Genomic DNA, 22,193 nt, shown 5'->3' on the forward strand with positions numbered 1-22,193 from the left:
CCCCGGCTTGCAGCAGCGCATCGACTTGGTCCTGCATGAGCGCGATGAGCGGCGAGACGACGATGCCGATGCCGGGGCGCAGCAACGCGGGGATCTGATAACACAGGGACTTGCCGCCGCCGGTCGGCATCAGCACAAGCGCGTCGCCCCCGTCGGCCACGTGGTCGACGATGGCGGCCTGATCGCCACGGAATGCGTTATAGCCGAATACGGTACGGAGGACTTCGAGTGCGCTTGCCATGGGCGGGAGTATACCGGTTCCCCCCCGGCTGCGGCGCGCATCGGCCCCGAGCGCGGCCATTGTGATGAATTTTGCGGTGATGTCCGAGTCAGGCTCGGACGTGTCCCGGCAAGACCGGCCGGTACGATAGAATAGCGGTTTTTCCGCCGTCCCCCACCTACATGAGCGCACCGCACAAGCCCGTCGGACCGATTCTTCGGCGTCTGCTGGGCTATCTTCAGCCGTATTGGCACATGGGCCTGCTGGCCGTTCTCGCCATGGCGCTCGTGGCCGCGACCGAAGCGGCCATTCCGGCCGTCCTCAAGCCGGTGCTCGACAAGGGGTTCTCGGGCCAGGATCCATGGAATCTGTGGTACGTGCCTGCCGCCGTGATCGGTCTGGCTGTCATCCGGGGGGTAGCGCAATATTCGGCCAACTACATGCTCTCGTGGGTGTCCAACCGCGTGCTGCTCGACCTGCGGGTGCGCATGTTCGACCGCCTGCTGCATGCACCGGCCGTCTTCTATCAACGCGAGACGACGAGCACGCTCATCAATGCACTCGTCTATGAAGTCAACCAGGTGCTCGGCGTACTGACCACGGTGCTCATCACGCTCGTGCGCGATTCGCTCACTGTCGTCGGCCTGCTGGGCTACCTGTTCTATCTGAACTGGCGTCTTACGCTCGTCGTGGCTGTGATTCTGCCGTTCATCGGCTGGCTCGTCGGCAAGATCAACCGGCGCCTGCGTCGTTTGAACCGCGAACAGCAAACGCTGACCAATGCGCTGTCATACGTGGTCGAAGAAGCCGTGGGTGGCTACAAGGTGGTGAAGATTCACAACGGCGAAGCGTACGAAAAGTCGCGCTTCGACAAGATGACGAGCACGCTGCGCGGTTATGCCATGCGCGTGACCGTCTCAGGCGGTCTGGCGCAGCCGGTGACGCAGGCCCTCGCCTCGCTGGCACTGGCCATCGTCATTACGGTGGCGATGATCGAGTCGTCCTCGGGCGAGATGACCGTGGGCGGCTTCACGGCCTTCGTCACGGCGCTGCTGCTGGTCGTCTCCCCGCTCAAGCATCTGATGGATGTCAACCAGCCGCTGCAGCGTGGCGTGACGGCCGCGGAGCTGATTTTCGAAGTCATGGACGTCGAAGTCGAGCCGACCGGCGGCGAGCGCACGCTCGAGCGCGCCAAGGGGCGCGTGACGTTCGATCAGGTGAGCTTCCACTATGGTGCCAGCGAGCGTCCGACGCTCGATCGGATCTCGCTCGAGGTGGCGCCCGGTGAGATGGTGGCGCTGGTGGGGCCCTCCGGCAGCGGCAAGACCACGCTGGTCAATCTGGTGCCGCGCTTCTACGATCCGACCGGTGGCCGGATTCTGCTCGACGACATTGCGCTGACGGACCTGCGCCTGGCCGATCTGCGTCGTCAAATTGCGTTCGTGAGCCAGGACGTCGTGCTGTTCAACGACACCATCGCCGCAAACGTGGCTTACGGCCAAGAGATCGACGCCGAGCGCGTGCAGGCAGCGCTGCGGGCGGCCAATCTGGCCGACGCGGTCGCGGCCATGCCCGAAGGCGTCGAAACGCTCGTGGGCGACAACGGCATGCGCCTGTCGGGCGGTCAGCGTCAACGTCTGGCCATCGCACGCGCGATCTACAAGGATGCTCCTATCCTGATCCTGGACGAAGCAACGTCCGCGCTGGATTCGGAGTCCGAGCGTCACGTGCAGGCCGCGCTGGAAGTCCTGATGGAAGGGCGCACCACGCTGGTGATCGCGCACCGCCTCTCGACCATTGAGCGCGCCGACCGGATCGTCGTGCTCGAACATGGCCGCATCGTGGAGCAGGGCTCGCACCAGGCGCTGGTGGCGCATAATGGCCTCTACGCGCATCTGCACCGTATTCAGTACGCGCAGCAGCAGGACGCCTGACGTCGCCGTCGCGTCGCGAACGTCAGCGCTTATCCGCCCGACCTGGAGAAGATCACGATGAGTCAGCCGCCGATCAGCCGTTTCCCTGTGCCCGACCTTGCCGCGTTGCCGGCCGATATTCGGGCACGTATCGACGACGTGCAGGAAAAGGCCGGCTTCATCCCGAACGTGTTCCTCACGCTGGCGCATCGCCCCGCTGAATTCCGCGCTTTTTTTGCGTATCACGATGCGCTGATGGCCAAAGAAGGCAATCTGAGCAAAGGCGAACGCGAGATGATCGTGGTCGCCACGAGCGCGGTGAATCAGTGTCTGTATTGTGTCGTTGCACACGGTGCGCTGGTGCGCATTTATGAAAAGCAGCCGCTGCTCGCCGATCAGGTGGCCGTCAACTATCTGAAGGCGGACCTGAGCGCGCGTCAGCGGGCGATTCTCGACTATGCGATGAAGGTGTGCGAGCGCTCCCACGAAGTCGGCGACGACGATTACGCGGCGCTGCGCCAACACGGTCTCGACGACGAGGACATCTGGGACATCGCCGCGATCACGGCGTTTTTCGGCATGTCCAACCGCATCGCCAACGCCATTTCGATGCGGCCGAACGACGAATTCTTTTTGATGGGACGCGTGCCGCGCAAGTAAGGCCGCTCCCCCTTCTTTATTTTTAGCCCATGATCTTTGTGACTGGCGGTGCCGGGTTTATCGGTGCGAATTTCGTTCTTGACTGGCTCGTGCAGCATGACGAACCTGTGTTGACCATCGACAAGCTGACTTACGCGGGCAATCTCGCCAATCTTGCGGGTATCGAGCATGACCGGCGGCATCGCTTTGCCCAAGTCGATGTCTGCGACCGCGACGCCCTCGGTCGGCTGTACGCCGCGCATCGGCCGCGCGCGGTGCTGCACTTCGCGGCGGAGAGCCACGTCGACCGTTCCATCCACGGCCCAGGTGACTTCGTGCAGACGAACATCGTCGGCACGTTCACGATGCTCGAAGCCGCACGCGCCTATTGGGGAACGCTCGACGGCGAGGCGCGCGATGCCTTCCGCTTCCTGCACGTCTCGACGGACGAAGTCTATGGCTCACTGAGCCCGAGCGATCCGGCCTTCACCGAGACCACGCCGTACGCCCCCAACAGCCCGTACTCGGCGTCGAAGGCCGGTTCCGACCATCTGGTGCGTGCCTATCACCACACCTATGGCCTGCCGGTGCTCACGACCAACTGCTCGAACAACTACGGCCCGTACCAATTCCCCGAAAAGCTTATCCCGCTGGTGATCGCCAATGCGCTGGCCGGCAAGCCGTTGCCGATCTATGGCGACGGCAGCAACGTGCGCGACTGGCTGTATGTCGGCGACCATTGCTCCGCCATTCGCGAGGTGCTCGCCAGAGGCGTCACGGGCGAGGTGTACAACGTGGGCGGCTGGAACGAGCAGAACAACCTGTCGGTCGTGAAGCACCTGTGTGCACTGCTCGATGAACTGTCGCCGCGCACCGACGGCAAATCGTACGGCGATCAGATCACGTTCGTCACCGACCGGCCGGGCCACGACCGCCGCTATGCCATCGACGCGCGCAAGCTCGAGCGCGAACTGGGCTGGCGCCCGGCCGAGACGTTCGAGACCGGCATGCGCAAGACGGTACAGTGGTACCTCGCCAACGGGGAGTGGGTGCGCCAGGTGCAGTCAGGCGAATACCAGCGCTGGATCGAAACGCACTATCAAAAGAACGACTGAGGCACGCATGAGTATCAAGCGCAAGGGCATCATTCTCGCGGGCGGCTCCGGCACCCGACTGTATCCGGCGACGCTCGCCGTCTCCAAGCAGTTGCTCCCGGTCTACGACAAGCCGATGATCTATTACCCGTTGTCCACGCTGATGCTGGCGGGGATTCGGGACGTGCTGATCATCTCGACGCCGCAGGACACGCCGCGCTTCGAGCAACTGCTGGGCGACGGCAGTCAGTGGGGATTGAACCTGCAATACGCCGTGCAACCGTCGCCGGACGGACTGGCGCAGGCATTCCTGATCGGCGCGGACTTCATCGGTCGCGACCCATGCGCGCTGGTGCTTGGCGACAATCTGTTCTACGGCCACGATTTCGCGTCACTACTTTCGGCAGCGAATAACCAGACGGAAGGGGCTTCTGTGTTCGCCTACCGCGTGCACGATCCAGAGCGATACGGCGTGGTGACGTTCGATGAAAGCGGCAAAGCCATCGACCTCGTCGAGAAACCCAAGGCGCCGAAGTCGCGCTACGCCGTGACCGGTTTGTACTTCTGCGACAACGACGTCATAGAGATTGCTCGCTCGATCAGGCCGTCGGCGCGTGGTGAGCTGGAAATCACCGACGTCAACAACGAATACCTGCGTCGCGGCAAGCTCAACGTCCAGATCATGGGGCGGGGTTATGCATGGCTGGATACCGGCACGCACGAATCGATGCTCGAGGCGAGCACATTCATCCAGACGATCGAAAGCCGTCAGGGCCTGAAGGTCGCATGCCCCGAAGAGATCGCATACCGGCGCGGCTGGATCGATGCCGCCGCCATCGAGGCACTCGCGCAACCGCTCGCCAAGACCGGTTACGGCCAATACTTGCTCTCGATGTTGCGCGAGCGGTTGTTCTGAGCTTGCCGCGACGCTTTCCTTCGATCCTAACCGGTATCTCGCTATGCAAGTGACTCCCACCGCCATTCCTGCCGTTCGCGTGATCGAACCGAAGGTCTTTGGCGACGCTCGCGGCCATTTCTTCGAGAGCTTCAACCAACGCGGCTTCGACAACGCGCTCGGCGAGGCGCTCACATTCGTGCAGGACAACCAGTCGCGCTCGGTCCGTGGCGTACTGCGCGGCCTGCACTACCAGGTCAAGCAACCACAGGGCAAGCTCGTGCGCGTGCTGCACGGCGAAATCTACGACGTGGCGGTCGATATTCGTGAAGGCTCGCCGACCTTCGGCAAGTGGGTCGCGGAGGTGCTGAGCGCCGAAAGCAAGAAGCAGCTATGGATCCCGGTAGGTTTCGCCCACGGTTTCGTGGTGACGTCGGAGACGGCCGAAGTGCTGTACAAGACCACGGATTACTGGGCGCCGCAGTTCGAGCGCTGCATTCGCTGGGACGACCCGACGCTTGCGATTCCCTGGCCGCTCGACGGCATCACGCCGATCGTCTCGGACAAGGATCGGCAGGGCATGCTGTTCTCGGAGTACCGGCACGAAGACTGATGTCGCCTACGGAACACCGTTCCGTAGGGGTACCCTCGGCCGCTTCAGCCCGGTCGTCAATCGACGGCGGGGCCGGCGGCGGCCGTGGCTTTTGCGGGCGGCGCTGCGCGGTTGGCGACGTCTGCCTCGCCCGGTGCGGCAGACGTGTCGCCCGTCACCCGCAGTATTCTCACGGCGCGCAGGCCAAAGCGCGCGGTGAGCGCATCGGCCACGCTCTGCGACGACGGTTCGATGCCGTCGTCGATGGGCACACCCTCCGCGCCCGAACTTGCCGGTTCACGCAGCCCTTCGACAATCACGTCGGCTTCCAGCCCGTTGTTCAGATAGTGCAGTTTGACGTCGTGCAGCGCCAGCGCATTGGCGCGGCACAGCGCCTCTGCCGCGCTGACCACGACCGAGCGCGCAGGCCATTGCTGCAATGCGGTGCCCTTGGTGTCGCTCTCCGGATCGACGTGTACGAGTACATCGAGAATCTGCGGCTCCAGCATGACCGTCGCGCGCGCCTGTTCCGCGATGTAGTGTCCCTCCGAGACCGACAGACGCGCATCGACGAGGATGTGCACATCGACGACGATTTCATCGCCCATGCGCCGCGTGCGCAGCATGTCGATGGTGCGCACGCCGGGCGTCGCGAGTAGCCGTTCCCGAATGGTGACAGTCGTGGCGTCGTCCACGCCGCGATCGATGAGATCCTGCAACGCGTTCCAGCCGAACTTCCACCCGGTGCGTCCGATCATCAGTCCCACGAGGGCGGCGGCCAGCGGGTCGAGAATGCGATAGCCCGCAAGGTTGCCCAGAATACCGAACGCCACGACGAGCGACGAGAGCGCGTCGGAGCGCGCGTGCCACGCATTGGCCACGAGCATCGCCGAGCGCACGCGCTGCGCGGCGCGCAGCATATAGCGAAAGAGGCCTTCCTTGCTGACCAGCACCAGAACCGCAACGACCAGCGCGATCATGTGCACTTCCGGAATGTCTTCCGGATGCAGCAGCCGCTCGATGCCGCGCCAGAGCATTCCCGCCCCCACCACGAGCAGAATGACGCCAAGAAACAACGACGCCGCGTTTTCGTAGCGGCTATGACCGTAGGGGTGGTCGGCGTCCGGCGCACGGGCGCTGCCCCTTGCGGCGGCCAGCACGACGAAGTCCGAGACGATGTCCGAGAGCGAGTGAATGCCGTCGGCAATCAATGCCTGCGAACGGGCGAAGATGCCGATGACGATCTGCGCCGTCGTGAGCACGATATTGACCCAGATGCTGACCCAGGTTGTCTTGCGCGCGACAGCGTGTTTGTCGAGCGCCTCGCTCGATGCCGCCAGGTTGTCGTAGTTCGAGTAGGGCATGACGTCGGAACGTGGGAGCGTTGAGTGCGGTTACATCAAAATGATGTCGTACTGTTCCTGATGGAACGACGACTCCACCTGCAGCGAAATCGGCTTGCCGATGAAGTCGATCAGCATCGCGAGATGCTGAGACTCCTCTTCGAGGAACAGATCGACGACTTCCTGCGAGGCGATCAGGCGGAATTCGCGCGGATTGAACTGACGCGATTCGCGCAGAATCTCGCGCAGAATGTCGTAGCACAGCGTGCGCGGCGTCTTGACCTGTCCCTTGCCCTGACAGACGGCACACGGCTCGCACAGCACATGGGCGAGCGACTCGCGCGTGCGCTTGCGGGTCATTTCGACGAGTCCGAGCTGGGAGAAGCCGTTCACGGTAATGCGCGTCCGGTCGCGGGCGAGCGCCTTCTTCAGTTCGGCGAGCACCGAATCGCGATGCTCGGTGTTCTCCATGTCGATGAAGTCGATGATGATGATCCCGCCCAGATTGCGCAGCCGCAACTGGCGCGCGATCATCAAGGCCGCTTCGAGGTTCGTTTTGAAGATCGTGTCGTCGAAGTTGCGTGCGCCGACGTAGCCGCCGGTGTTCACGTCGATGGTCGTCATCGCCTCGGTCTGATCGATCATCAGATACCCGCCGGACTTCAGATCGACGCGACGCGACAACGCCCGCTCGATTTCCGTCTCGACGTTGTACAGGTCGAACAGCGGCCGCTCGCCGGTGTAATGCGTGAGCTTGCCGAGCACCGCCGGTGTATAAGTGGTCGCGAATTCGGCCAGCTTCTGGAACGTCTCGCGCGAGTCGACCAGGATTTTGCCCGTCTCCTCGTGCACGAAATCGCGCAGCACGCGCTGGGCAAGGTTCAGATCCTGATACAGCAGGGCAGGCGCAGGCACGCGCGTGCTCTGCTCGCCGATGGTTTGCCAGGACTTGCGCAGATAGGCGATGTCGTTCGCCAGTTCGGCGTCGGCCGCGTCTTCCGCGATGGTGCGCACGATGAAGCCGCCTTTCTCGTCGGCCGGCACGAGCGCCTGGATCTTGCTGCGCAGCGCCTCGCGCTCCGCTTCGCTCTCGATGCGCTGCGAAATGCCGATGTGGGGCTCCTGCGGTAGGTAGACGAGCGTGCGCCCGGCAATGCTGATCTGCGTCGACAGGCGCGCGCCCTTTGTGCCGATCGGATCCTTGATGACCTGCACCATCAGCGTCTGCCCCTCGAACACCGTTTTCTCGATAGGCGGCTGCGGATGCGGCGTGGAGGTGTCGTTGTTCGTACGCGGATGCCAGATATCGGCCACGTGCAGGAACGCCGCTCGCTCCAGCCCGATATCGATGAACGCCGATTGCATGCCTGGCAGCACGCGCACGACCTTGCCCAGATAGATGTTGCCGACCAGGCCGCGCGAGAGCGTGCGCTCGATGTGCAATTCCTGCACGGCACCGAGCTGCATGAGTGCCACACGGGTTTCCTGTGGCGTGATGTTGACCAGAATGTCTTCGTTCATAGAGTGTCGACCCGACTCAATAAGGCTTGGCAAATTCGGTAAGCGTCAGAAGTCGACGCCGGCCTGGCGCAACAGCGCGGCGGTCTCGCACAGCGGTAGCCCCATGATGCCGGAGTAGCTGCCATCGATGCGCAGCACGAATTCGGCGGCCTTGCCCTGAATACCGTATGCCCCGGCCTTGCCTCTCGGCTCGCCCGAGGCGACGTAACGCTCGATCTCTTCACGGCGCATCGGCCGGAACCAGACATGCGAGATGTTCACTGCCTGATGGATCTGGCCGTCGGCGCAGACGGCCACGGCGGTCAGCACACGATGGCGTGTGCCCGACAGACGGGCGAGTACGGCACAGGCGTCGGCGTCGTCGAAAGGCTTGCCGAGGATGGTGCCGTCCAGGCATACCGTCGTGTCGGCCGCCAGAATGGGGGCGCCAGGCAGGCCTGCGCGGGCGAGGCGCGTGAGCGCCGCTTCGGCCTTGGCACGCGTGACGCGCTGCACGTAGTCGTCCGGTGGCTCTCCCGGCAGCACGGCTTCGAGTGCTTCGGCGTCCTCGTGGGCGCCCGGCAGCAGCAGCTCGAAACGAACGCCGAGCTGTTGCAACAGTTCCTGGCGGCGGGGACTTTGCGACGCGAGATAGATGTACGGCATGGCGGCTTGGCTTGAATTCGTCCAGCCCGGCACACGGCTTCGCAACGACTGGCAAGCGCGTGCACCGGGCCGCGGGATGGGCTGGGCGAGGGGGAACGCCCTATTATGCCGCCTTGCGCTCACGCCCGCCAGCGCGCGCGGGGGGCAGACGGCGATGTCGACGGGAAAACGGGCGGATTGCCGCGGATTGCCGAGGACTCCGCGGGGCAAGCGTTCAAGCGTCGGCGAGGAAGTCGGCGCCGATCAGGTCGATGCGGTCGGTGCAGATGGCATCGACACCCCACGCCGCCAGTTCACGTGCACGGGCCGGATCGTTGACCGTGTAGACCAGCATTTGCAGGCCGGCCGCCTTGATCTGTGCGACCTGCGGGCCGTCGAGCGGCTGATGGCTCGCGTGCAGCGAGACGGTGCCGAGCTGGCGGGCGTCCTCGCGCCAATGCGCCGGAATGGCCTCGTACAGCATGCCGCGCGGCAGGTCGGGGACAGCGGCCGCCGCGGCTTCGAGCGCGTCGTACGAGAACGACGAGAGCAACGGCGGCTGGGCCTGTCCGGCCCACAGCGCCTGCACGGCCTGGGCGACCCGCTTGCCCGTTTCCGCCTCGCGGCCCGGGCACGGTTTGATTTCGACGTTCGCCGCCAGCCCCAGCGCAATACAGCGCTCGGCCACCTGGGCGAGGGTCGGCATCGCCTGACCCGCGAAGCGCTCGCCAAACCAACTGCCGGCATCGAGTTTTGCGATGTCGGCGTAGGTCATTTGCGCGGCAGCGCCGTGCCCGTTGCTGGTCCGATCGACCGTGTCGTCGTGCAGCAGGAAGACGGTGTTATCCGCCGAGAGCTTGGCATCGAACTCGACCATGCGCAGGCCGAGCGAGGCCCCCATCTCGAACGCGGCCAACGTGTTTTCCGGGGCCAGCTTACCGCCGCCACGGTGCGCGACGATGCGGGGATAGGGCCAGGCGGGCCACAAACGCGTCGGTGTCGAGGGGGCGGTCATGCTTCGACTCGCTTGCCGGTCGTCGGATCGAACAGGTGCAACGCCTTGGCCGAGATGGCCAGCGGCACCACCGTACCCGCCGCCGGCCGCATCTCGTGCGGCAGACGCACCGTGACGGGCTGCTCGCCCCAGCGGCCATGCGCCAGATTGTCGGCGCCGAGCAGTTCGAGCTGATCGACGAGGATGTTGGTCTGCGCGGCAAAGGCACCCAGGCCGTTGTGCTGCTCGGCGGGCACCAGATGTTCGGGGCGCACGCCGAGCATGAGTTCACGGTTGGCATACGCCATGCTCGTGGGCGGCAGACGCAGGGCCGGCCCGCCACCGTCGACCTCGAACGTACGGCCTTCCGAGTCTACGCGGCCCTTGAGCAGATTCATGGCGGGCGAGCCCATGAAGCTCGCCACGAACAGCGATGCGGGGCGCTCGTACACATCCGTCGGGGTGCCGATCTGCTCGGCGTAGCCCTTGTTCATGACGATCACGCGATCCGCCAACGTCATCGCCTCGATTTGATCGTGGGTGACATACAGGCTGGTGGTCTTGAGGCGCGCGTGCAGCCGCTGGATTTCCAGACGCATCTGCACACGCAGCTTGGCATCGAGGTTCGAGAGCGGTTCGTCGAACAGGAATACCGCGGGCTCACGCACGATCGCGCGGCCCATGGCCACGCGCTGGCGCTGACCGCCCGAGAGTTCGCGCGGCTTGCGTGCGAGCAGGGGTTCCAGTTCCAGAATGCGTGCGGCGGTGAGCACGCGCTCGTCGATGATCTTCTTGTCGATGCCGCGGATCTTCAAGCCGTACGACATGTTTTGGCGCACATCCATGTGCGGATAAAGCGCGTAGTTCTGGAACACCATCGCGATATTGCGATCCTTCGGCTCCAGTTCATTGACGACTTGCGAGCCGATCAGGATGCTGCCTTCGCTGACCGATTCGAGGCCGGCCACCATGCGCAGCAGCGTCGACTTGCCGCAACCGGAGGGGCCGACGATGACCACGAATTCGCCGTCTTCGATGTCGATGTCGACACCGTGCAGGACATAGTTCTTCCGGTCGTAGGTTTTTTTGACGCGATGGAGTTTGAGATTTGCCATGATTACTTTTCCGAATCGACCAGACCGCGCACGAACCAACGCTGCATGAGCAGGACCACCGCGAGGGGCGGCAACATGGCGAGCAGCGTGGCGCTCATGACGAGTTGCCATTGGGTGGCGGTGTCGCCGCTGCCGATCATGCTCTTGATGCCGACCACGGCCGTCGTCATCGACGGGGCGTTGGTCACCAGAATCGGCCACAGGTACTGATTCCAGCCATAGATGAAGGTGATGACGAACAGCGCCGCGATGTTCGTTTTCGAGAGCGGCAACACCACGTCGACGAAGAAGCGCATCGGGCCGGCGCCATCGATGCGCGCGGCTTCGACGAGTTCGTCGGGCAGCGTCATGAAGAACTGCCGGAACAGGAACGTGGCCGTGGCCGACGCGATAAGCGGCAGCGTCATGCCCGTGTAGGTGTTGATGAGGCCGAGGGTCGAGATCACCTGTACCGTTGGGAAGATCCGCACTTCGACCGGCAGCATCAGCGTGACGAAGATCAGCCAGAAGAACAGATTGCGCAACGGGAAACGGAAATACACGATGGCGAAGGCCGACAGGATCGACACCGAGATCTTGCCGATGGTGATGACCAGCGCCATGAACAGGCTGTTGCCGAGCATTAGCCCAAACGGCATGGCGGAATCGCCCGTGCCCTGATTCCACACGGTGGCAAGGTTCTGGAGCAGGTGCGTGCTCGGGATGAGCGACAACGGAACGTTGAAGATTTCGCGCTCGTTCATGGTGGCGGCGACGAACGCCACATAGAGCGGGAAGACGACCAACAGCACGCCGATGACCAGCATGACGTGGCAGAAGATATCCAGGCCGCGACGATTCTCGATCATGCGTATTGCACCTTGCGTTCAATGAAACGGAACTGCACGACCGTGAGCACGATGACGATGACCATCAGCACCACCGACTGGGCAGCCGAGCTGCCGAGGTCGAGCCCCTTGAAGCCTTCCGAGTAGATCTTGTAGATCAGCGTCATGGTCGACTGACCCGGCCCACCGCCGGTCGCGGCATCGATCACCGGGAACGTGTCGAAGAACGAGTACACGAGGTTGACCACGAGCAGGAAGAACGTCGTCGGCGAAATCAGCGGCAACACCAGCCCGAAGAAGCGCCGGATCGGCCCGGCGCCGTCGATGGCCGCCGCTTCCACGAGCGAGCGCGGAATCGCCTGCAAACCCGCGTAGAAGAACAGGAAGTTGTAGCTGATCTGCTTCCAGATCGAGGCGAGCACGACGAGGAACATCGCCTGGCCGCCATTGAGCGCGTGATTCCACTCGATGCCGAGCTTCGCCAGGCCGTAGGTGACAAGCCCGATGCTCGGATTGAACAGGAAGGCCCACAGTACGGCCGCGATGGCCGGTGCCACCGCGTAGGGCCAGATGAGCAGCGTCTGGTAGGTGCGCTTGCCCCGCGTGACCCGGTCGGCCATGGCCGCGAGCAGCAACGAGATGACCAGTCCGCAGACCGTCACCAACCCGCTGAAGATCATCGTGGTGCGAAACGACGCGAGGTAGAGCGGGTCGCGCCATAGCGAAACGAAGTTGTCCAGGCCGACGAACTCACTGGACAGCCCAAAGGCGTCCTGCGCCGATGTCGATTGCCACAGGGCCTCGCCCGCGGGCCACAGGAAGAACACGACGGTAATGAGGAGCTGCGGGGCGACGAGCGCGTAGGGCAGCCAGCCGGTTCCGAAGCGAGGGCGTTCTCTGGAGTTATGCGCCATAACGTAATGAGCAGAAAAAACCAACCCGGCCCGTGTTGTCGACGGGCCGGGTGGTCATAGTAACGTCGCGACGGTAACGCCGCAATGCGCGCCGCGAACGCCATTCATTCGCCAATTCGCCGGCTTGGCGTTCGCGATCGTGCGTTTTGAGGACGGCTTAGCCGCCTTGTTTCTGGAAGCGGCGCAGCAGCTCGTCGCCACGCGCAACGGCCTTGTCCAGCGCGGCTTTGGGCGTTTGCTTGCCGCTCCACACGCCTTCGAGTTCCTCGTCGACCACCGTGCGAATCTGCGGCATGTTGCCCAGGCGCAGACCCCGCGTGAACGGCAGAGGCGGCTTGTTGAGCATCTGCTTGATGGCCACGTCGGCGCCGGGGTTCTTCGCGTAGAAGCCTTGCTTCTCGGTCAGTTCATAGGCGGCCTTCGTCACCGGCAGGTAACCGGTATCCTGGTGCCACTTCGCCGCCACCGCGGGCGACGCGAGGTAGTTCAGGAACTTGGCCACGCCCTTGTACTCGGCGGACGATTTGCCAGCGAGCACCCACAGGCTGGCGCCCCCGATCATGGCATTCTGCGGTGCACCCTTCACGTTGGCATCGTACGGCATCATGCCCACGCCATAGCTGAACTTGGCGTACTTGGCGATGTTGGCGAGGGCGCCCGATGAGGTGATGGCAATGCCGCAGTCGCCGCTGTAGAACTTCGAGGTCACTTCATCCTTGCGGCCCACATACGTGAACGTGCCTTCCTTGGCCATGTCGGCCAGGAACTGGATGTGCTTGATCTGCTGCGGGCCGTTGAAGTTCAGCTTGGCGTCAAGACCGTCGAAGCCGTTGTTCTTCGTGGCGAACGGCAGGGCATGCCAGGCGCTGTAGTTTTCGAGTTGCGTCCAGCCCTGCCAGCCGGTGCTGAAACCGCACGACAGGCCGGCGGCCTTGAGCTTCTCGGCGTCGGTCTTCACGTCGGCCCAGGTCTTCGGCGGGGTATTCGGATCGAGGCCCGCCTTCTTGAAGGCGTCCTTGTTGTAATACAGCACCGGCGTCGAGCTGTTGAACGGCATCGACACGAGATGGTTGGTCTTGCTGTCCGCGTAGTAGCTCGCCACGGTCGGCACGAACGCCGCTTCGTCGAACGGCTCGCCGGCGTCCTTCATGACTTGCCACACCGGCTTGACCGCCTTCTTGGCTTGCATCATCGTGGCCGTACCCACTTCGTACACCTGAAGAATGGCCGGTGCGTTACCGGCGCGGAACGCGGCGATACCGGCGGCCAGTCCCTGCTCGTAGTTGCCCTTGTAGATCGGGACAATCTTGTAGTCGCTTTGCGACGCGTTGAAATCGTTGGCGATCTGATTGACGCGATCGCCGAGGGCCGATTCCATCGAGTGCCAGAACTGAATCTCGGTTGCGGCCAGGGCCGACGTGCTCATGCCGAACGCCATTGCAGCGCCAACGCCGGCCAAAACGATACTTCGCAGGGACGGTTGCTTCATGCCAATCTCCGGTGGTTCACGAGAAGTCTAGTTGTTGTTCGCGGTGCGAACCTTGCAGCGCGGGCTAGACTACCACGTCATTGTGTTTTTTCCACCCGCAGCGCACAACGCGTGTTGCATGGCGGCGTCTAAGGGGATTGACAATCGTCTGGGGATGCCGGGCAGCGAGGCGTTGCGCGCGATTTGGCGTGCGGCGCAACGCGACGTTGCACCGCACAAGACGAATTGACTTATTTCCGACTTATTTCTGACCTGGTGTGTCGTCAGACGCGGTGATAGGGATGATTGGCATTGATGCTCCACGCGCGGTAGAGCTGCTCGGCGAGCAATACCCGCACCATACCGTGGGGCATCGTCAGGCTGGAGAGCCGGATGAGGGTGTCGGCGCGCGCCTTGAGGGCCGGGTCGAGGCCGTCTGCGCCGCCGATCACGAACGCCACGTCGCGCCCGTCTTGCTGCCAGCCGGTGAGCGATTGGGCCAGACGCATCGTCGTGAGGTCCTGTCCGCGTTCGTCCAGGCACACGAGGCGGCAGCCACGCGGCAGGGCCGCATCGATGCGCTGCGCTTCGGCCGCCATCACCGTCTCGGCCGTGCGGGAGTTGGAGCGTTGCTCCGGTTTGATTTCCTTGAGTTCGATACGCAGCTCGGGCGGCATGCGCTTGGCGTACTCGGCGAAAGCGGTCTCGATCCAGCCGGGCATCTTGTGCCCGACCGCGAGTATGAACAGACGCATGTCGGCTGAGTTCCGCGCAGTGCCGGCTTACTTTGCCTTGCGGCGTGCGGGGGCCGGCGCGTCGACGGCGTCGTCCTCGTCGTCTTCGTGATCTTCCGCGCTGGCCTTGGCGCCGGCCTTGGTACCGGCCGCTTTCAGGCGCACGGGCTTCTCGCCCCAGATCTCTTCGAGGTTGTAGTACTGGCGCAGGGCCGGCTGCATGATGTGCACGATGACGTCGCCCGTGTCGACCAGCACCCATTCGCCGACGTCTTCGCCTTCCATGCTGACGATGTCGCCGCCGGCGGCCTTGACCTTGTCCCGCACGCTTGCGGCGAGCGCCTTGGTCTGGCGATTGGACGTGCCGCTCGCGATGATCACGCGCTCGAACAGGGCGGTGAGGTGCTCGGTGTTGAACACCTTGATGTCCTGGGCCTTGACGTCTTCGAGGGCGTCGACGATCAGGCGCTGAAGTTTACGAATATCCATAGTGCGTCTTTTTGGTGAAACAGGGAGCGCCGAAGCGGCGACCGGGTAAGGGCCAAGGGCCGTCAGGCGCGATACAGGTGTTGCGCGCGGATGTAATGCCACACGGATTCGGGCAGATTCGCCGGGGGCGTGGCCGCGTCTCGCGCGTGCGCCAGCGTGGCGCGCAACTCGGTGGCGGAGATGTCGACAGCCAGTGAGTTGTCGATCAGTATGCCGCCGCATGGCGTGGATTGTACCCCGAGCGCGGACTTTTCCCGTTCGGCGAAGACTTGGCGCAGTTCTGAGGAGGCGGTGGCCCAGCGGAAACCGGGTCGCGCGGCCGCGCAGACGTGCGCGTAGTCGAACAGCTCGCGCCAGGCGTGCCAGGTATCCAGGCGCACCAGTTGGTCGGAGCCGATAAGCAGCGAGAGCGAGACCTGCGGGCCCAGGTCACGGCGCATCTCGCGCAGCGTATCGACGGTGTAGCTCGGCCCGGCGCGCTCGATCTCGCGCGTGCTGACGCGCAACCGGGTGGACGGTTGCGTGCGCGCGAGCGCTGCGGCGAGTTGCTCCGCGGCGAGGCGTGTCATGGCCAGACGATGTTCGGCCGCGGTGCTGCCTTGCTTTTGCGGCTGCTGGCCGGCTGGCATCAGGATCAGTTCGTCGAGGGCGAGTGTGCGCGCGAACAGTGCGCCGAGCGCGAGGTGCCCGGTGTGAATCGGATCGAACGTGCCGCCGAGCACGCCGATGCGCCGGATCGGACTGGCGGGCGACGGATGCGTGGCGTCGTGCCCAGTAGCGGAGGAGACGGTCATTCGCGGCCGGCCTTCACACCCACTCGCGGCGCACGAGGAAGTCGGTATAGAGCTTCGCTTCCGGGGTGTCCGGCTCGGGTTTCCAGTCGTAGTGCCATTTCACGATCGGCGGCATCGACATCAGGATCGATTCGGTGCGCCCCCCCGATTGCAGGCCGAAATGGGTGCCACGGTCCCAGACCAGGTTGAATTCGACATAGCGGCCACGCCGGTGGGCCTGGAAATCCCGTTCGCGCTCACCGTAGGGCATGCCGCGACGGCGCTCGACGATCGGGACATAAGCGTCGAGGAAGGCATCGCCCACACTTTGCATGACGGCGAAGCCCGTGTCGAAACCGCCGCCCGAGAAGTCGTCGAAGAAGATGCCGCCGATGCCGCGCGGCTCCTGGCGATGCTTCAGGTAGAAGTACTCGTCGCACCACGTCTTGAAACGCGGATACCACGCGGTGTCGAACGGATCGAGCGCGTCCTTGCAGGTCTGATGAAAGTGCCGGCAGTCCTCTTCGAACGGATAGTACGGCGTGAGATCCATACCGCCGCCGAACCAGAACGCGGGCAACTGGCCGGGAGCCGTGGCGATCAGAATGCGCACGTTGAAGTGCACAGTCGGGCAGTACGGATTGCGCGGATGCAGCACGAGCGAGACACCGAGGGCTTCGAAGCCACGCCCGGCCAACTCCGGGCGGGAGGCGCTGGCCGAACCTGGCAGCTTGTCGCCGACCACATGAGAGAAGTTCACGCCGCCGCGCTCGAAGAAGTCGCCATCGTCGAGCACGCGGGTGCGGCCGTCCCCGCGCAGTGCGCTATCGGCCGGACGTTGCCAGTCGTCGGCGAGGAAGCGTTTGCCGTCGAGGCGCCCGAGCGTTTCGACAATGCGGTCCTGAAGCCCGAGCAGATAAGTTCGCACTGCGCCCGTATCCGGCGCCGGTGCGGCGTCTTGCGCTGTCATTCTGTGACGTCCCGATGCGTGGTAATAACCGCGATTGTACCGGCAGCCACGCGGTCGGGGGCAGGCCGACGCGGCAAACGGTGGCGCCGAATGCCGCCCGAATGACCTGCATCAAGCGTTGGCGGTCACGGCGCTGGCGCGTTGGGCAGAGGACTGGCCGCTGGCGCGCCGCCCGCGGGCGCAATGGGCATGCCTTTGCCAGGGTCGCCCGGCGGCGGCATGAGGATCTGACGCGGCGCCGGCACCGGCCATTGAGCCATGCCACCCACCTCGGCGATGGCCCGGTTGGTATCGAAATATACCTGCCAGTAATCGCGGTTGTGGCAGTACGGACGCACCGCGAGCACCGTCCCGGCGGGATTGAATTCGAGAATCACCACATCGATCGCGGGCGTGCTCATCACGTTCGGGATCTGCGCGATGCGTGCCTTCAGGCGCGTTATCGCGTCCTGCACATCGACCGTGTGGGCGAGCTGCGCCGTCAAGTCGACGCGGCGAAACGCGTTGGCGTCGTACACCGTAATGTTGTCGCCGAAGACCTTCGTGTTGCCGACGTACACCCGCAGATTGTCCGCCGTCGTGAGCGTGGTGACGAACAGGCCGATCTCGTCGACCACCCCGGTCACGCCGCCTGCGCTGATCATGTCGCCGGTCTTGAAGGGGCGCAGCACGATGAGGAAGATGCCGGAGGCGAAGTTCGACAGGAGTCCGGACCAGGCCGCCCCGATGGCGATGCCGGCGGCGGCGAGCAGCGCGGCGAACGAAGTCGTCTCGATGCCGCAGACACTGAGGATGGAAATGATCAGCGCAATGCGCAAGGCGATGCGCAGCGTCGATTCGGTGTAACGAACGAGGGTGGGATCGATGGCCCGGCGAGTCATGGCGCTGCGCACGAGCCGCGCCACCACATTGATGACGATACCGCCGACGATCCAGATGACGACGGCCATCACAATCTTCAGGCCGAACGGCATCAGATAATCGTTGACCAGCTTGTCGAGATCGAACATGTAAGTCTCCGTCGAGCGAGGGTCTGTCGGGAAAACTGTATGCATTCCGCCGGGGCTGGCCGGACGCGCGGTGGTGACGCACCCGCGCCGTGTCAGCGTGCCAACTTGCTCCGCGCTTGTCAATCGCGACGCCGTGACGGCATTCGCGGTCGTGGTGCCGCCAGAACGGCCGCTAAAACGCCCGCCAAAACGACAACGGCCCGGACGACATGACGTCTCCGGGCCGTAGCACAACGATTTGGCGCTTCAAGGTCTGCCTTCAAGCGTGGCCGACCTGACGCCCGTTGCCTGACTTCGGCGGGCTTACTCCGGTTTGCGCGCCAGTGCGCGGTTGCCGATATCGTGACGATACTGCATACCGTCGAAATTGATTTGATTGACGGTCTGGTACGCCACGCTCTGCGCGCCGCGCACGGTGTCGGACAAGCCAACCACGCACAGCACCCGCCCGCCCGTCACCGTCAGCACGTCGTTCTCGAGCTGGGTGCCCGCGTGGAACGTGACGCATTCGGCGGTCTCGGCCGGCACGTCGGAGATTCGGTCACCCTTGCGCGGCGTGTCCGGATAGCCGTGCGCCGCGAGCACCACGCCCAGCGCATAACGGCGGTCCCAGTCGAGTTCGACCTTGTCGAGCGTGCCCGCAATCGCGTGCTCGACCACGACCGAAAAGTCGCCCTTCAGGCGCGCCATGATCGGCTGCGTTTCGGGGTCGCCCATGCGGCAGTTGAATTCGAGCGTCTTGACGTTGCCTTGCGCGTCGATCATCAGACCGGCGTACAGGAAGCCCGTGAAGCGGATGCCGTCGGTTTCCATGCCGCGCACGGTTGGCAGAATGATCTCGCGCATCACGCGCGCATGGATCTGCGGCGTGACGATCGGTGCGGGCGAATACGCGCCCATGCCGCCGGTATTGGGTCCCTGATCGTGATCGAGCAGGCGCTTGTGATCCTGCGACGTGGCGAGCGGCAGCACGTTCTTGCCGTCGACCATCACGATGAAGCTGGCTTCCTCGCCTTGCAGGAACTCCTCGATCACCACGCGGGCACCGGCGTCGCCGAGCTTGTTGTCCGCGAGCATCATGTCGACGGCGTGATGCGCTTCGTCGAGCGACATCGCCACGACCACGCCCTTGCCTGCGGCGAGGCCATCTGCCTTGATGACGATCGGCGCGCCCTTGGCGTTGATGTAGGCGTGGGCGCTGGCCGCGTCGGAGAACGTTTCGTAATCGGCGGTGGGAATGCCGTGGCGCTTCATGAACGCCTTGGCGAAGTCCTTCGACGATTCGAGCTGCGCCGCTTCCTTCGTCGGGCCGAAAATCTTCAGGCCACGCGCGCGGAAGATGTTGACGATACCGGCGGCGAGCGGCGTTTCGGGGCCGACCACGGTCAGCGCGATGCCTTCGCGCGCGGCGAACTCGGCAAGCACGTTCGGATCGCTGATCGGGACATTGCGCAGGCGCTCGTCGAGCGCCGTGCCGCCGTTACCCGGGGCGACATAAACCAACTGAATACGAGGCGATTGGGCAAGCTTCCACGCCAGCGCGTGTTCGCGGCCGCCCGAGCCGACAACCAGAATCTTCATCTTATTCCTCGATGACGGCGTTGGTGAATACTTCCTGCACGTCGTCGAGGTTTTCGAGCGCGTCGAGCAGCTTTTGCATCTTCACGGCGTCTTCGCCAGTGAAGACCACTTCGGTTTGCGGTTTCATCGTGACTTCCGCGACTTCGGCCTTCAGACCGGCCGCTTCAAGCTTGGCCTTCACGGCCTGGAAGTCGTTCGCCGGGCAGATGACTTCGAAGCTGCCGTCGTCGTTGGTGATCACGTCGTCGGCACCGGCGTCGAGCGCCACGTCCATCAGCTTGTCTTCCGGCGTCTCCGGCGCGAACAGGAACTGGCCGCAGTGGGTGAAGAGGAACGCCACCGAGCCGTCGGTGCCCATGTTGCCGCCAAACTTGGAGAAGGCATGGCGCACTTCGGCGACGGTGCGCACGCGATTGTCCGTCATGGTATCGACGATCACCGCGGCGCCGTTGATGCCATAGCCTTCGTAGCGGATTTCTTCGTAGTTGGCGCCGTCAAGACCGCCAACGCCGCGATCGATCGCGCGCTTGACGTTGTCCTTGGGCATGTTCGCGTCGGCAGCCTTTTCCACGGCCAGGCGCAGGCGCGGGTTGCTGTCGACGTCGCCGCCGCCCAGGCGTGCGGCCACCGTGATTTCCTTGATCAGGCGTGTCCAGACTTTACCGCGCTTGGCATCTGCCGCCGCTTTCTTGTGTTTGATGTTGGCCCATTTGGAATGACCCGCCATGAATTTCTCCGTCGTGCCGCGCTGTGCGGCGAAGTAGCCTCTGCCGGCCAGCGCAGTGCGGCGCGGCCAACCATTGAAACAGGCGCGCCCGCCACCACTGGGGTCGCGGGCGCGAATTGCCGAATCGCCTCGTTGGCGCCCATGGGTCGTGTCGACCCATCGGTCCCCCCGTCGTTTCGGGGCCAGGGCAGTCCGAGCGGCATCGTGCCGCTATAATCGGAGGCAATTTTATCATGCCGCCGCACCGTGCCACGGGTGTTTGCTGCGCCGTGTCACGAGCCACGCTGCGTCTACCGCCGAGGTCTCTCATGCCCCAGAAGCCCGTGCCGCCGCAAGCCTCGTCGCTTGCCGCTTCCTCAACGGCATCCCCGCCCGCCTCCACCGGGGCTGCGAGCCCTGCCGGCGACCCCGGCGAACGGCTTCTCATCGCACGCAACGACCAGCACGTTCTTGGCCTGCTGCCCGCCATGGGCAATCGCCACGGGTTGATTACCGGGGCCACCGGCACGGGCAAGACCGTCACGCTCCAGGTCATGGCACAGGCCTTCTCCGACATCGGCGTGCCCGTGTTCCTCGCTGACGTGAAAGGCGATCTGACGGGCATCGCGCAGCCCGGCGCCGAAACGCCCAAGCTTAAGGAGCGCATGGCCCAGTTCGGCTTCGAAACGCCCGACTGGCATGGCAGCCCCGCCACACTTTGGGATGTGTTCGGCGAGCAGGGCCACCCGGTGCGCGCAACGGTCTCCGATCTGGGTCCGCTGTTGCTCTCGCGGCTGCTGGGCTTGAACGAGACGCAGACCGGCGTGCTCAATCTCGTCTTCAAGATTGCCGACGACAACGGCCTTCTGCTACTCGACAGCAAGGACCTGCGCGCGATGCTCCAGCACGTGGGCGAAAACGCCTCGACCTTCACCACGCAGTACGGCAACATCTCGGCCGCGTCGGTCGGCGCGATCCAGCGCGGGCTGCTCACGCTCGAGCAACAAGGCGCCGACAAGTTCTTCGGCGAACCGATGCTCGATATCGACGACTTCATGCAGACCGACGCGCAAGGGCGCGGCATCGTCAACATTCTCGCGGCGGACAAACTGCTGGCCGCGCCGCGCATCTACGCCACCTTCCTGCTGTGGCTGCTCGCCGAGCTGTTCGAGCGTCTGCCGGAGGTGGGCGATCCCGACAAGCCCAAGATCGTGTTCTTCTTCGACGAGGCACATTTGTTGTTCAACGAGGCGCCGAAGCCGTTACTCGAGCGGATCGAGCAGATGGTGCGGTTGATTCGTTCGAAGGGCGTTGGCGTGTACTTCGTGACGCAGAATCCGGTCGACGTACCGGACACCGTGCTCGGTCAGTTGGGCAATCGCGTGCAGCATGCGCTGCGGGCGTATTCGCCGCGCGATCAAAAGGCGGTCAAGGTGGCGGCGCAGACAATGCGCGCCAATCCGTCGCTCGATATCGAAACGGTGATCGGCGAGCTGGGCGTGGGCGAAGCGCTGGTGTCGTTGCTCGACGAGAAGGGGCGTCCCGCCGTGACGGAGCGCGCGTACATCGCGCCGCCGGCTTCGCGCATCGGACCGATTACCCCGCAGGAGCGTGCAGCGCTCATCGCCGCGTCGCTCGTGGCTGGCGTGTACGAAAAAACGGCGGATCGCGAGTCGGCTTACGAAGTGCTGGTCGGGCGCACCCGGACGCGCCAGGGCGACGTGCCGCCCGCCTCAGGCGGAGGGGCGGTGCCGCAGGCGCCGGACGCGCC

The 22,193-nt window shown here is 64.2% G+C and carries 21 protein-coding genes and 1 pseudogene; 6 read left to right on the forward strand and 16 right to left on the reverse strand.

Annotated elements, in window-relative coordinates; genetic code table 11:
- Window positions 1-241: pseudogene (locus A985_RS29040) on the reverse strand (DEAD/DEAH box helicase); the annotation flags it as partial.
- 161 nt (window positions 242-402) lie between these two features.
- Here A985_RS29040 and msbA point away from each other — a divergent pair.
- From msbA to rfbC, 5 genes are read left to right on the forward strand one after another with little or no spacing between them, the layout of a single operon-like run.
- Window positions 403-2,154 (forward strand): lipid A export permease/ATP-binding protein MsbA, encoded by a 1,752-nt coding sequence (gene msbA / locus A985_RS0107840; RefSeq protein WP_017232852.1) that lies wholly within the window; start codon window positions 403-405, stop codon window positions 2,152-2,154.
- A gap of 57 nt (window positions 2,155-2,211) precedes the next feature.
- On the forward strand, window positions 2,212-2,793 hold the full coding sequence (locus tag A985_RS0107845) for a peroxidase-related enzyme (protein WP_017232853.1): 582 nt from the start codon (window positions 2,212-2,214) through the stop codon (window positions 2,791-2,793).
- Between the two features lie 29 nt (window positions 2,794-2,822).
- Window positions 2,823-3,887, forward strand: a complete 1,065-nt coding sequence (rfbB, locus tag A985_RS0107850) for a dTDP-glucose 4,6-dehydratase (RefSeq protein ID WP_017232854.1) — start codon at window positions 2,823-2,825, stop codon at window positions 3,885-3,887.
- Between the two features lie 7 nt (window positions 3,888-3,894).
- Window positions 3,895-4,782, forward strand: a complete 888-nt coding sequence (gene rfbA, locus A985_RS0107855; protein WP_017232855.1) for a glucose-1-phosphate thymidylyltransferase RfbA — start codon at window positions 3,895-3,897, stop codon at window positions 4,780-4,782.
- A gap of 43 nt (window positions 4,783-4,825) precedes the next feature.
- Entirely contained in the window at window positions 4,826-5,374 is a 549-nt protein-coding gene (gene rfbC, locus A985_RS0107860; RefSeq protein WP_017232856.1) for a dTDP-4-dehydrorhamnose 3,5-epimerase, read from the forward strand.
- Between the two features lie 56 nt (window positions 5,375-5,430).
- On the opposite strand, the gene A985_RS0107865 is transcribed toward rfbC, so the two are convergent.
- The 15 genes from A985_RS0107865 to A985_RS0107940 all read right to left on the reverse strand — a co-directional run bounded on the left by A985_RS0107865 (window position 5,431) and on the right by A985_RS0107940 (window position 20,443).
- A complete protein-coding gene (locus A985_RS0107865; RefSeq protein WP_017232857.1) occupies window positions 5,431-6,717 on the reverse strand; it encodes a cation diffusion facilitator family transporter in 1,287 nt (428 codons plus the stop codon).
- A 30-nt stretch (window positions 6,718-6,747) separates the two neighbouring features.
- Window positions 6,748-8,217, reverse strand: a complete 1,470-nt coding sequence (gene rng, locus A985_RS0107870) for a ribonuclease G (protein WP_017232858.1) — start codon at window positions 8,215-8,217, stop codon at window positions 6,748-6,750.
- Window positions 8,218-8,262: 45 nt separating this feature from the next.
- Entirely contained in the window at window positions 8,263-8,862 is a 600-nt protein-coding gene (locus A985_RS0107875; protein WP_017232859.1) for a nucleoside triphosphate pyrophosphatase, read from the reverse strand.
- A gap of 214 nt (window positions 8,863-9,076) precedes the next feature.
- Complete coding sequence (ugpQ, locus tag A985_RS0107880) at window positions 9,077-9,856, reverse strand: glycerophosphodiester phosphodiesterase (protein ID WP_017232860.1); 780 nt, start codon at window positions 9,854-9,856, stop codon at window positions 9,077-9,079.
- A complete protein-coding gene (locus A985_RS0107885; protein WP_017232861.1) occupies window positions 9,853-10,950 on the reverse strand; it encodes a sn-glycerol-3-phosphate import ATP-binding protein UgpC in 1,098 nt (365 codons plus the stop codon). The genes ugpQ and A985_RS0107885 overlap by 4 nt, the downstream gene beginning before the upstream one ends.
- Before the next feature lie 2 nt (window positions 10,951-10,952).
- Complete coding sequence (gene ugpE / locus A985_RS0107890) at window positions 10,953-11,798, reverse strand: sn-glycerol-3-phosphate ABC transporter permease UgpE (protein WP_017232862.1); 846 nt, start codon at window positions 11,796-11,798, stop codon at window positions 10,953-10,955.
- Window positions 11,795-12,691: a sn-glycerol-3-phosphate ABC transporter permease UgpA gene (gene ugpA, locus A985_RS0107895; RefSeq protein ID WP_017232863.1), complete on the reverse strand. Its 897-nt coding sequence runs from the start codon at window positions 12,689-12,691 to the stop codon at window positions 11,795-11,797. The genes ugpE and ugpA overlap by 4 nt, the downstream gene beginning before the upstream one ends.
- 157 nt (window positions 12,692-12,848) lie before the next feature.
- Window positions 12,849-14,180, reverse strand: a complete 1,332-nt coding sequence (ugpB, locus tag A985_RS0107900) for a sn-glycerol-3-phosphate ABC transporter substrate-binding protein UgpB (protein ID WP_017232864.1) — start codon at window positions 14,178-14,180, stop codon at window positions 12,849-12,851.
- A 263-nt stretch (window positions 14,181-14,443) separates the two neighbouring features.
- Entirely contained in the window at window positions 14,444-14,914 is a 471-nt protein-coding gene (gene rlmH, locus A985_RS0107910; RefSeq protein WP_017232866.1) for a 23S rRNA (pseudouridine(1915)-N(3))-methyltransferase RlmH, read from the reverse strand.
- A gap of 27 nt (window positions 14,915-14,941) precedes the next feature.
- Window positions 14,942-15,382, reverse strand: a complete 441-nt coding sequence (rsfS, locus tag A985_RS0107915; RefSeq protein WP_017232867.1) for a ribosome silencing factor — start codon at window positions 15,380-15,382, stop codon at window positions 14,942-14,944.
- 62 nt (window positions 15,383-15,444) lie between these two features.
- Complete coding sequence (locus A985_RS0107920; protein WP_017232868.1) at window positions 15,445-16,176, reverse strand: nicotinate-nucleotide adenylyltransferase; 732 nt, start codon at window positions 16,174-16,176, stop codon at window positions 15,445-15,447.
- A 13-nt stretch (window positions 16,177-16,189) separates the two neighbouring features.
- The gene (gene hemF / locus A985_RS0107925) at window positions 16,190-17,125 is read right to left on the reverse strand and encodes an oxygen-dependent coproporphyrinogen oxidase (RefSeq protein WP_017232869.1); all 936 of its coding nucleotides are present in this window, start codon (window positions 17,123-17,125) and stop codon (window positions 16,190-16,192) included.
- Window positions 17,126-17,250: 125 nt separating this feature from the next.
- Window positions 17,251-18,135, reverse strand: coding sequence for a mechanosensitive ion channel family protein (locus A985_RS0107930; protein WP_017232870.1), 885 nt, complete (start codon window positions 18,133-18,135; stop codon window positions 17,251-17,253).
- Window positions 18,136-18,438: 303 nt separating this feature from the next.
- The gene (gene purD / locus A985_RS0107935; protein ID WP_017232871.1) at window positions 18,439-19,716 is read right to left on the reverse strand and encodes a phosphoribosylamine--glycine ligase; all 1,278 of its coding nucleotides are present in this window, start codon (window positions 19,714-19,716) and stop codon (window positions 18,439-18,441) included.
- 1 nt (window position 19,717) lies between these two features.
- Entirely contained in the window at window positions 19,718-20,443 is a 726-nt protein-coding gene (locus A985_RS0107940; RefSeq protein WP_017232872.1) for a YebC/PmpR family DNA-binding transcriptional regulator, read from the reverse strand.
- A 467-nt stretch (window positions 20,444-20,910) separates the two neighbouring features.
- On the opposite strand from A985_RS0107940, the gene A985_RS24635 reads away from it, so the two are divergent.
- Window positions 20,911-22,193, forward strand: a 1,283-nt coding sequence (locus tag A985_RS24635) for a helicase HerA-like domain-containing protein (protein ID WP_232424556.1), incomplete at its 3' end; no start/stop codon positions are given.

This window comes from Pandoraea sp. B-6 (assembly GCF_000282835.1).
Taxonomy (GTDB): Bacteria; Pseudomonadota; Gammaproteobacteria; order Burkholderiales; family Burkholderiaceae; genus Pandoraea; species Pandoraea cepalis.

What these genes read in the sequence shown, in the direction of transcription:
- msbA (WP_017232852.1), top strand. Translation starts at nt 403, where the DNA reads ATGAGCGCACCGCACAAGCCCGTCGGACCGATTCTTCGGCGTCTGCTG.
- A985_RS0107845 (WP_017232853.1), top strand. Translation starts at nt 2,212, where the DNA reads ATGAGTCAGCCGCCGATCAGCCGTTTCCCTGTGCCCGACCTTGCCGCG.
- rfbB (WP_017232854.1), top strand. Translation starts at nt 2,823, where the DNA reads ATGATCTTTGTGACTGGCGGTGCCGGGTTTATCGGTGCGAATTTCGTT.
- rfbA (WP_017232855.1), top strand. Translation starts at nt 3,895, where the DNA reads ATGAGTATCAAGCGCAAGGGCATCATTCTCGCGGGCGGCTCCGGCACC.
- rfbC (WP_017232856.1), top strand. Translation starts at nt 4,826, where the DNA reads ATGCAAGTGACTCCCACCGCCATTCCTGCCGTTCGCGTGATCGAACCG.
- A985_RS0107865 (WP_017232857.1), bottom strand. Translation starts at nt 6,717, where the DNA reads ATGCCCTACTCGAACTACGACAACCTGGCGGCATCGAGCGAGGCGCTC.
- rng (WP_017232858.1), bottom strand. Translation starts at nt 8,217, where the DNA reads ATGAACGAAGACATTCTGGTCAACATCACGCCACAGGAAACCCGTGTG.
- A985_RS0107875 (WP_017232859.1), bottom strand. Translation starts at nt 8,862, where the DNA reads ATGCCGTACATCTATCTCGCGTCGCAAAGTCCCCGCCGCCAGGAACTG.
- ugpQ (WP_017232860.1), bottom strand. Translation starts at nt 9,856, where the DNA reads ATGACCGCCCCCTCGACACCGACGCGTTTGTGGCCCGCCTGGCCCTAT.
- A985_RS0107885 (WP_017232861.1), bottom strand. Translation starts at nt 10,950, where the DNA reads ATGGCAAATCTCAAACTCCATCGCGTCAAAAAAACCTACGACCGGAAG.
- ugpE (WP_017232862.1), bottom strand. Translation starts at nt 11,798, where the DNA reads ATGATCGAGAATCGTCGCGGCCTGGATATCTTCTGCCACGTCATGCTG.
- ugpA (WP_017232863.1), bottom strand. Translation starts at nt 12,691, where the DNA reads ATGGCGCATAACTCCAGAGAACGCCCTCGCTTCGGAACCGGCTGGCTG.
- ugpB (WP_017232864.1), bottom strand. Translation starts at nt 14,180, where the DNA reads ATGAAGCAACCGTCCCTGCGAAGTATCGTTTTGGCCGGCGTTGGCGCT.
- rlmH (WP_017232866.1), bottom strand. Translation starts at nt 14,914, where the DNA reads ATGCGTCTGTTCATACTCGCGGTCGGGCACAAGATGCCCGGCTGGATC.
- rsfS (WP_017232867.1), bottom strand. Translation starts at nt 15,382, where the DNA reads ATGGATATTCGTAAACTTCAGCGCCTGATCGTCGACGCCCTCGAAGAC.
- A985_RS0107920 (WP_017232868.1), bottom strand. Translation starts at nt 16,176, where the DNA reads ATGACCGTCTCCTCCGCTACTGGGCACGACGCCACGCATCCGTCGCCC.
- hemF (WP_017232869.1), bottom strand. Translation starts at nt 17,125, where the DNA reads ATGACAGCGCAAGACGCCGCACCGGCGCCGGATACGGGCGCAGTGCGA.
- A985_RS0107930 (WP_017232870.1), bottom strand. Translation starts at nt 18,135, where the DNA reads ATGTTCGATCTCGACAAGCTGGTCAACGATTATCTGATGCCGTTCGGC.
- purD (WP_017232871.1), bottom strand. Translation starts at nt 19,716, where the DNA reads ATGAAGATTCTGGTTGTCGGCTCGGGCGGCCGCGAACACGCGCTGGCG.
- A985_RS0107940 (WP_017232872.1), bottom strand. Translation starts at nt 20,443, where the DNA reads ATGGCGGGTCATTCCAAATGGGCCAACATCAAACACAAGAAAGCGGCG.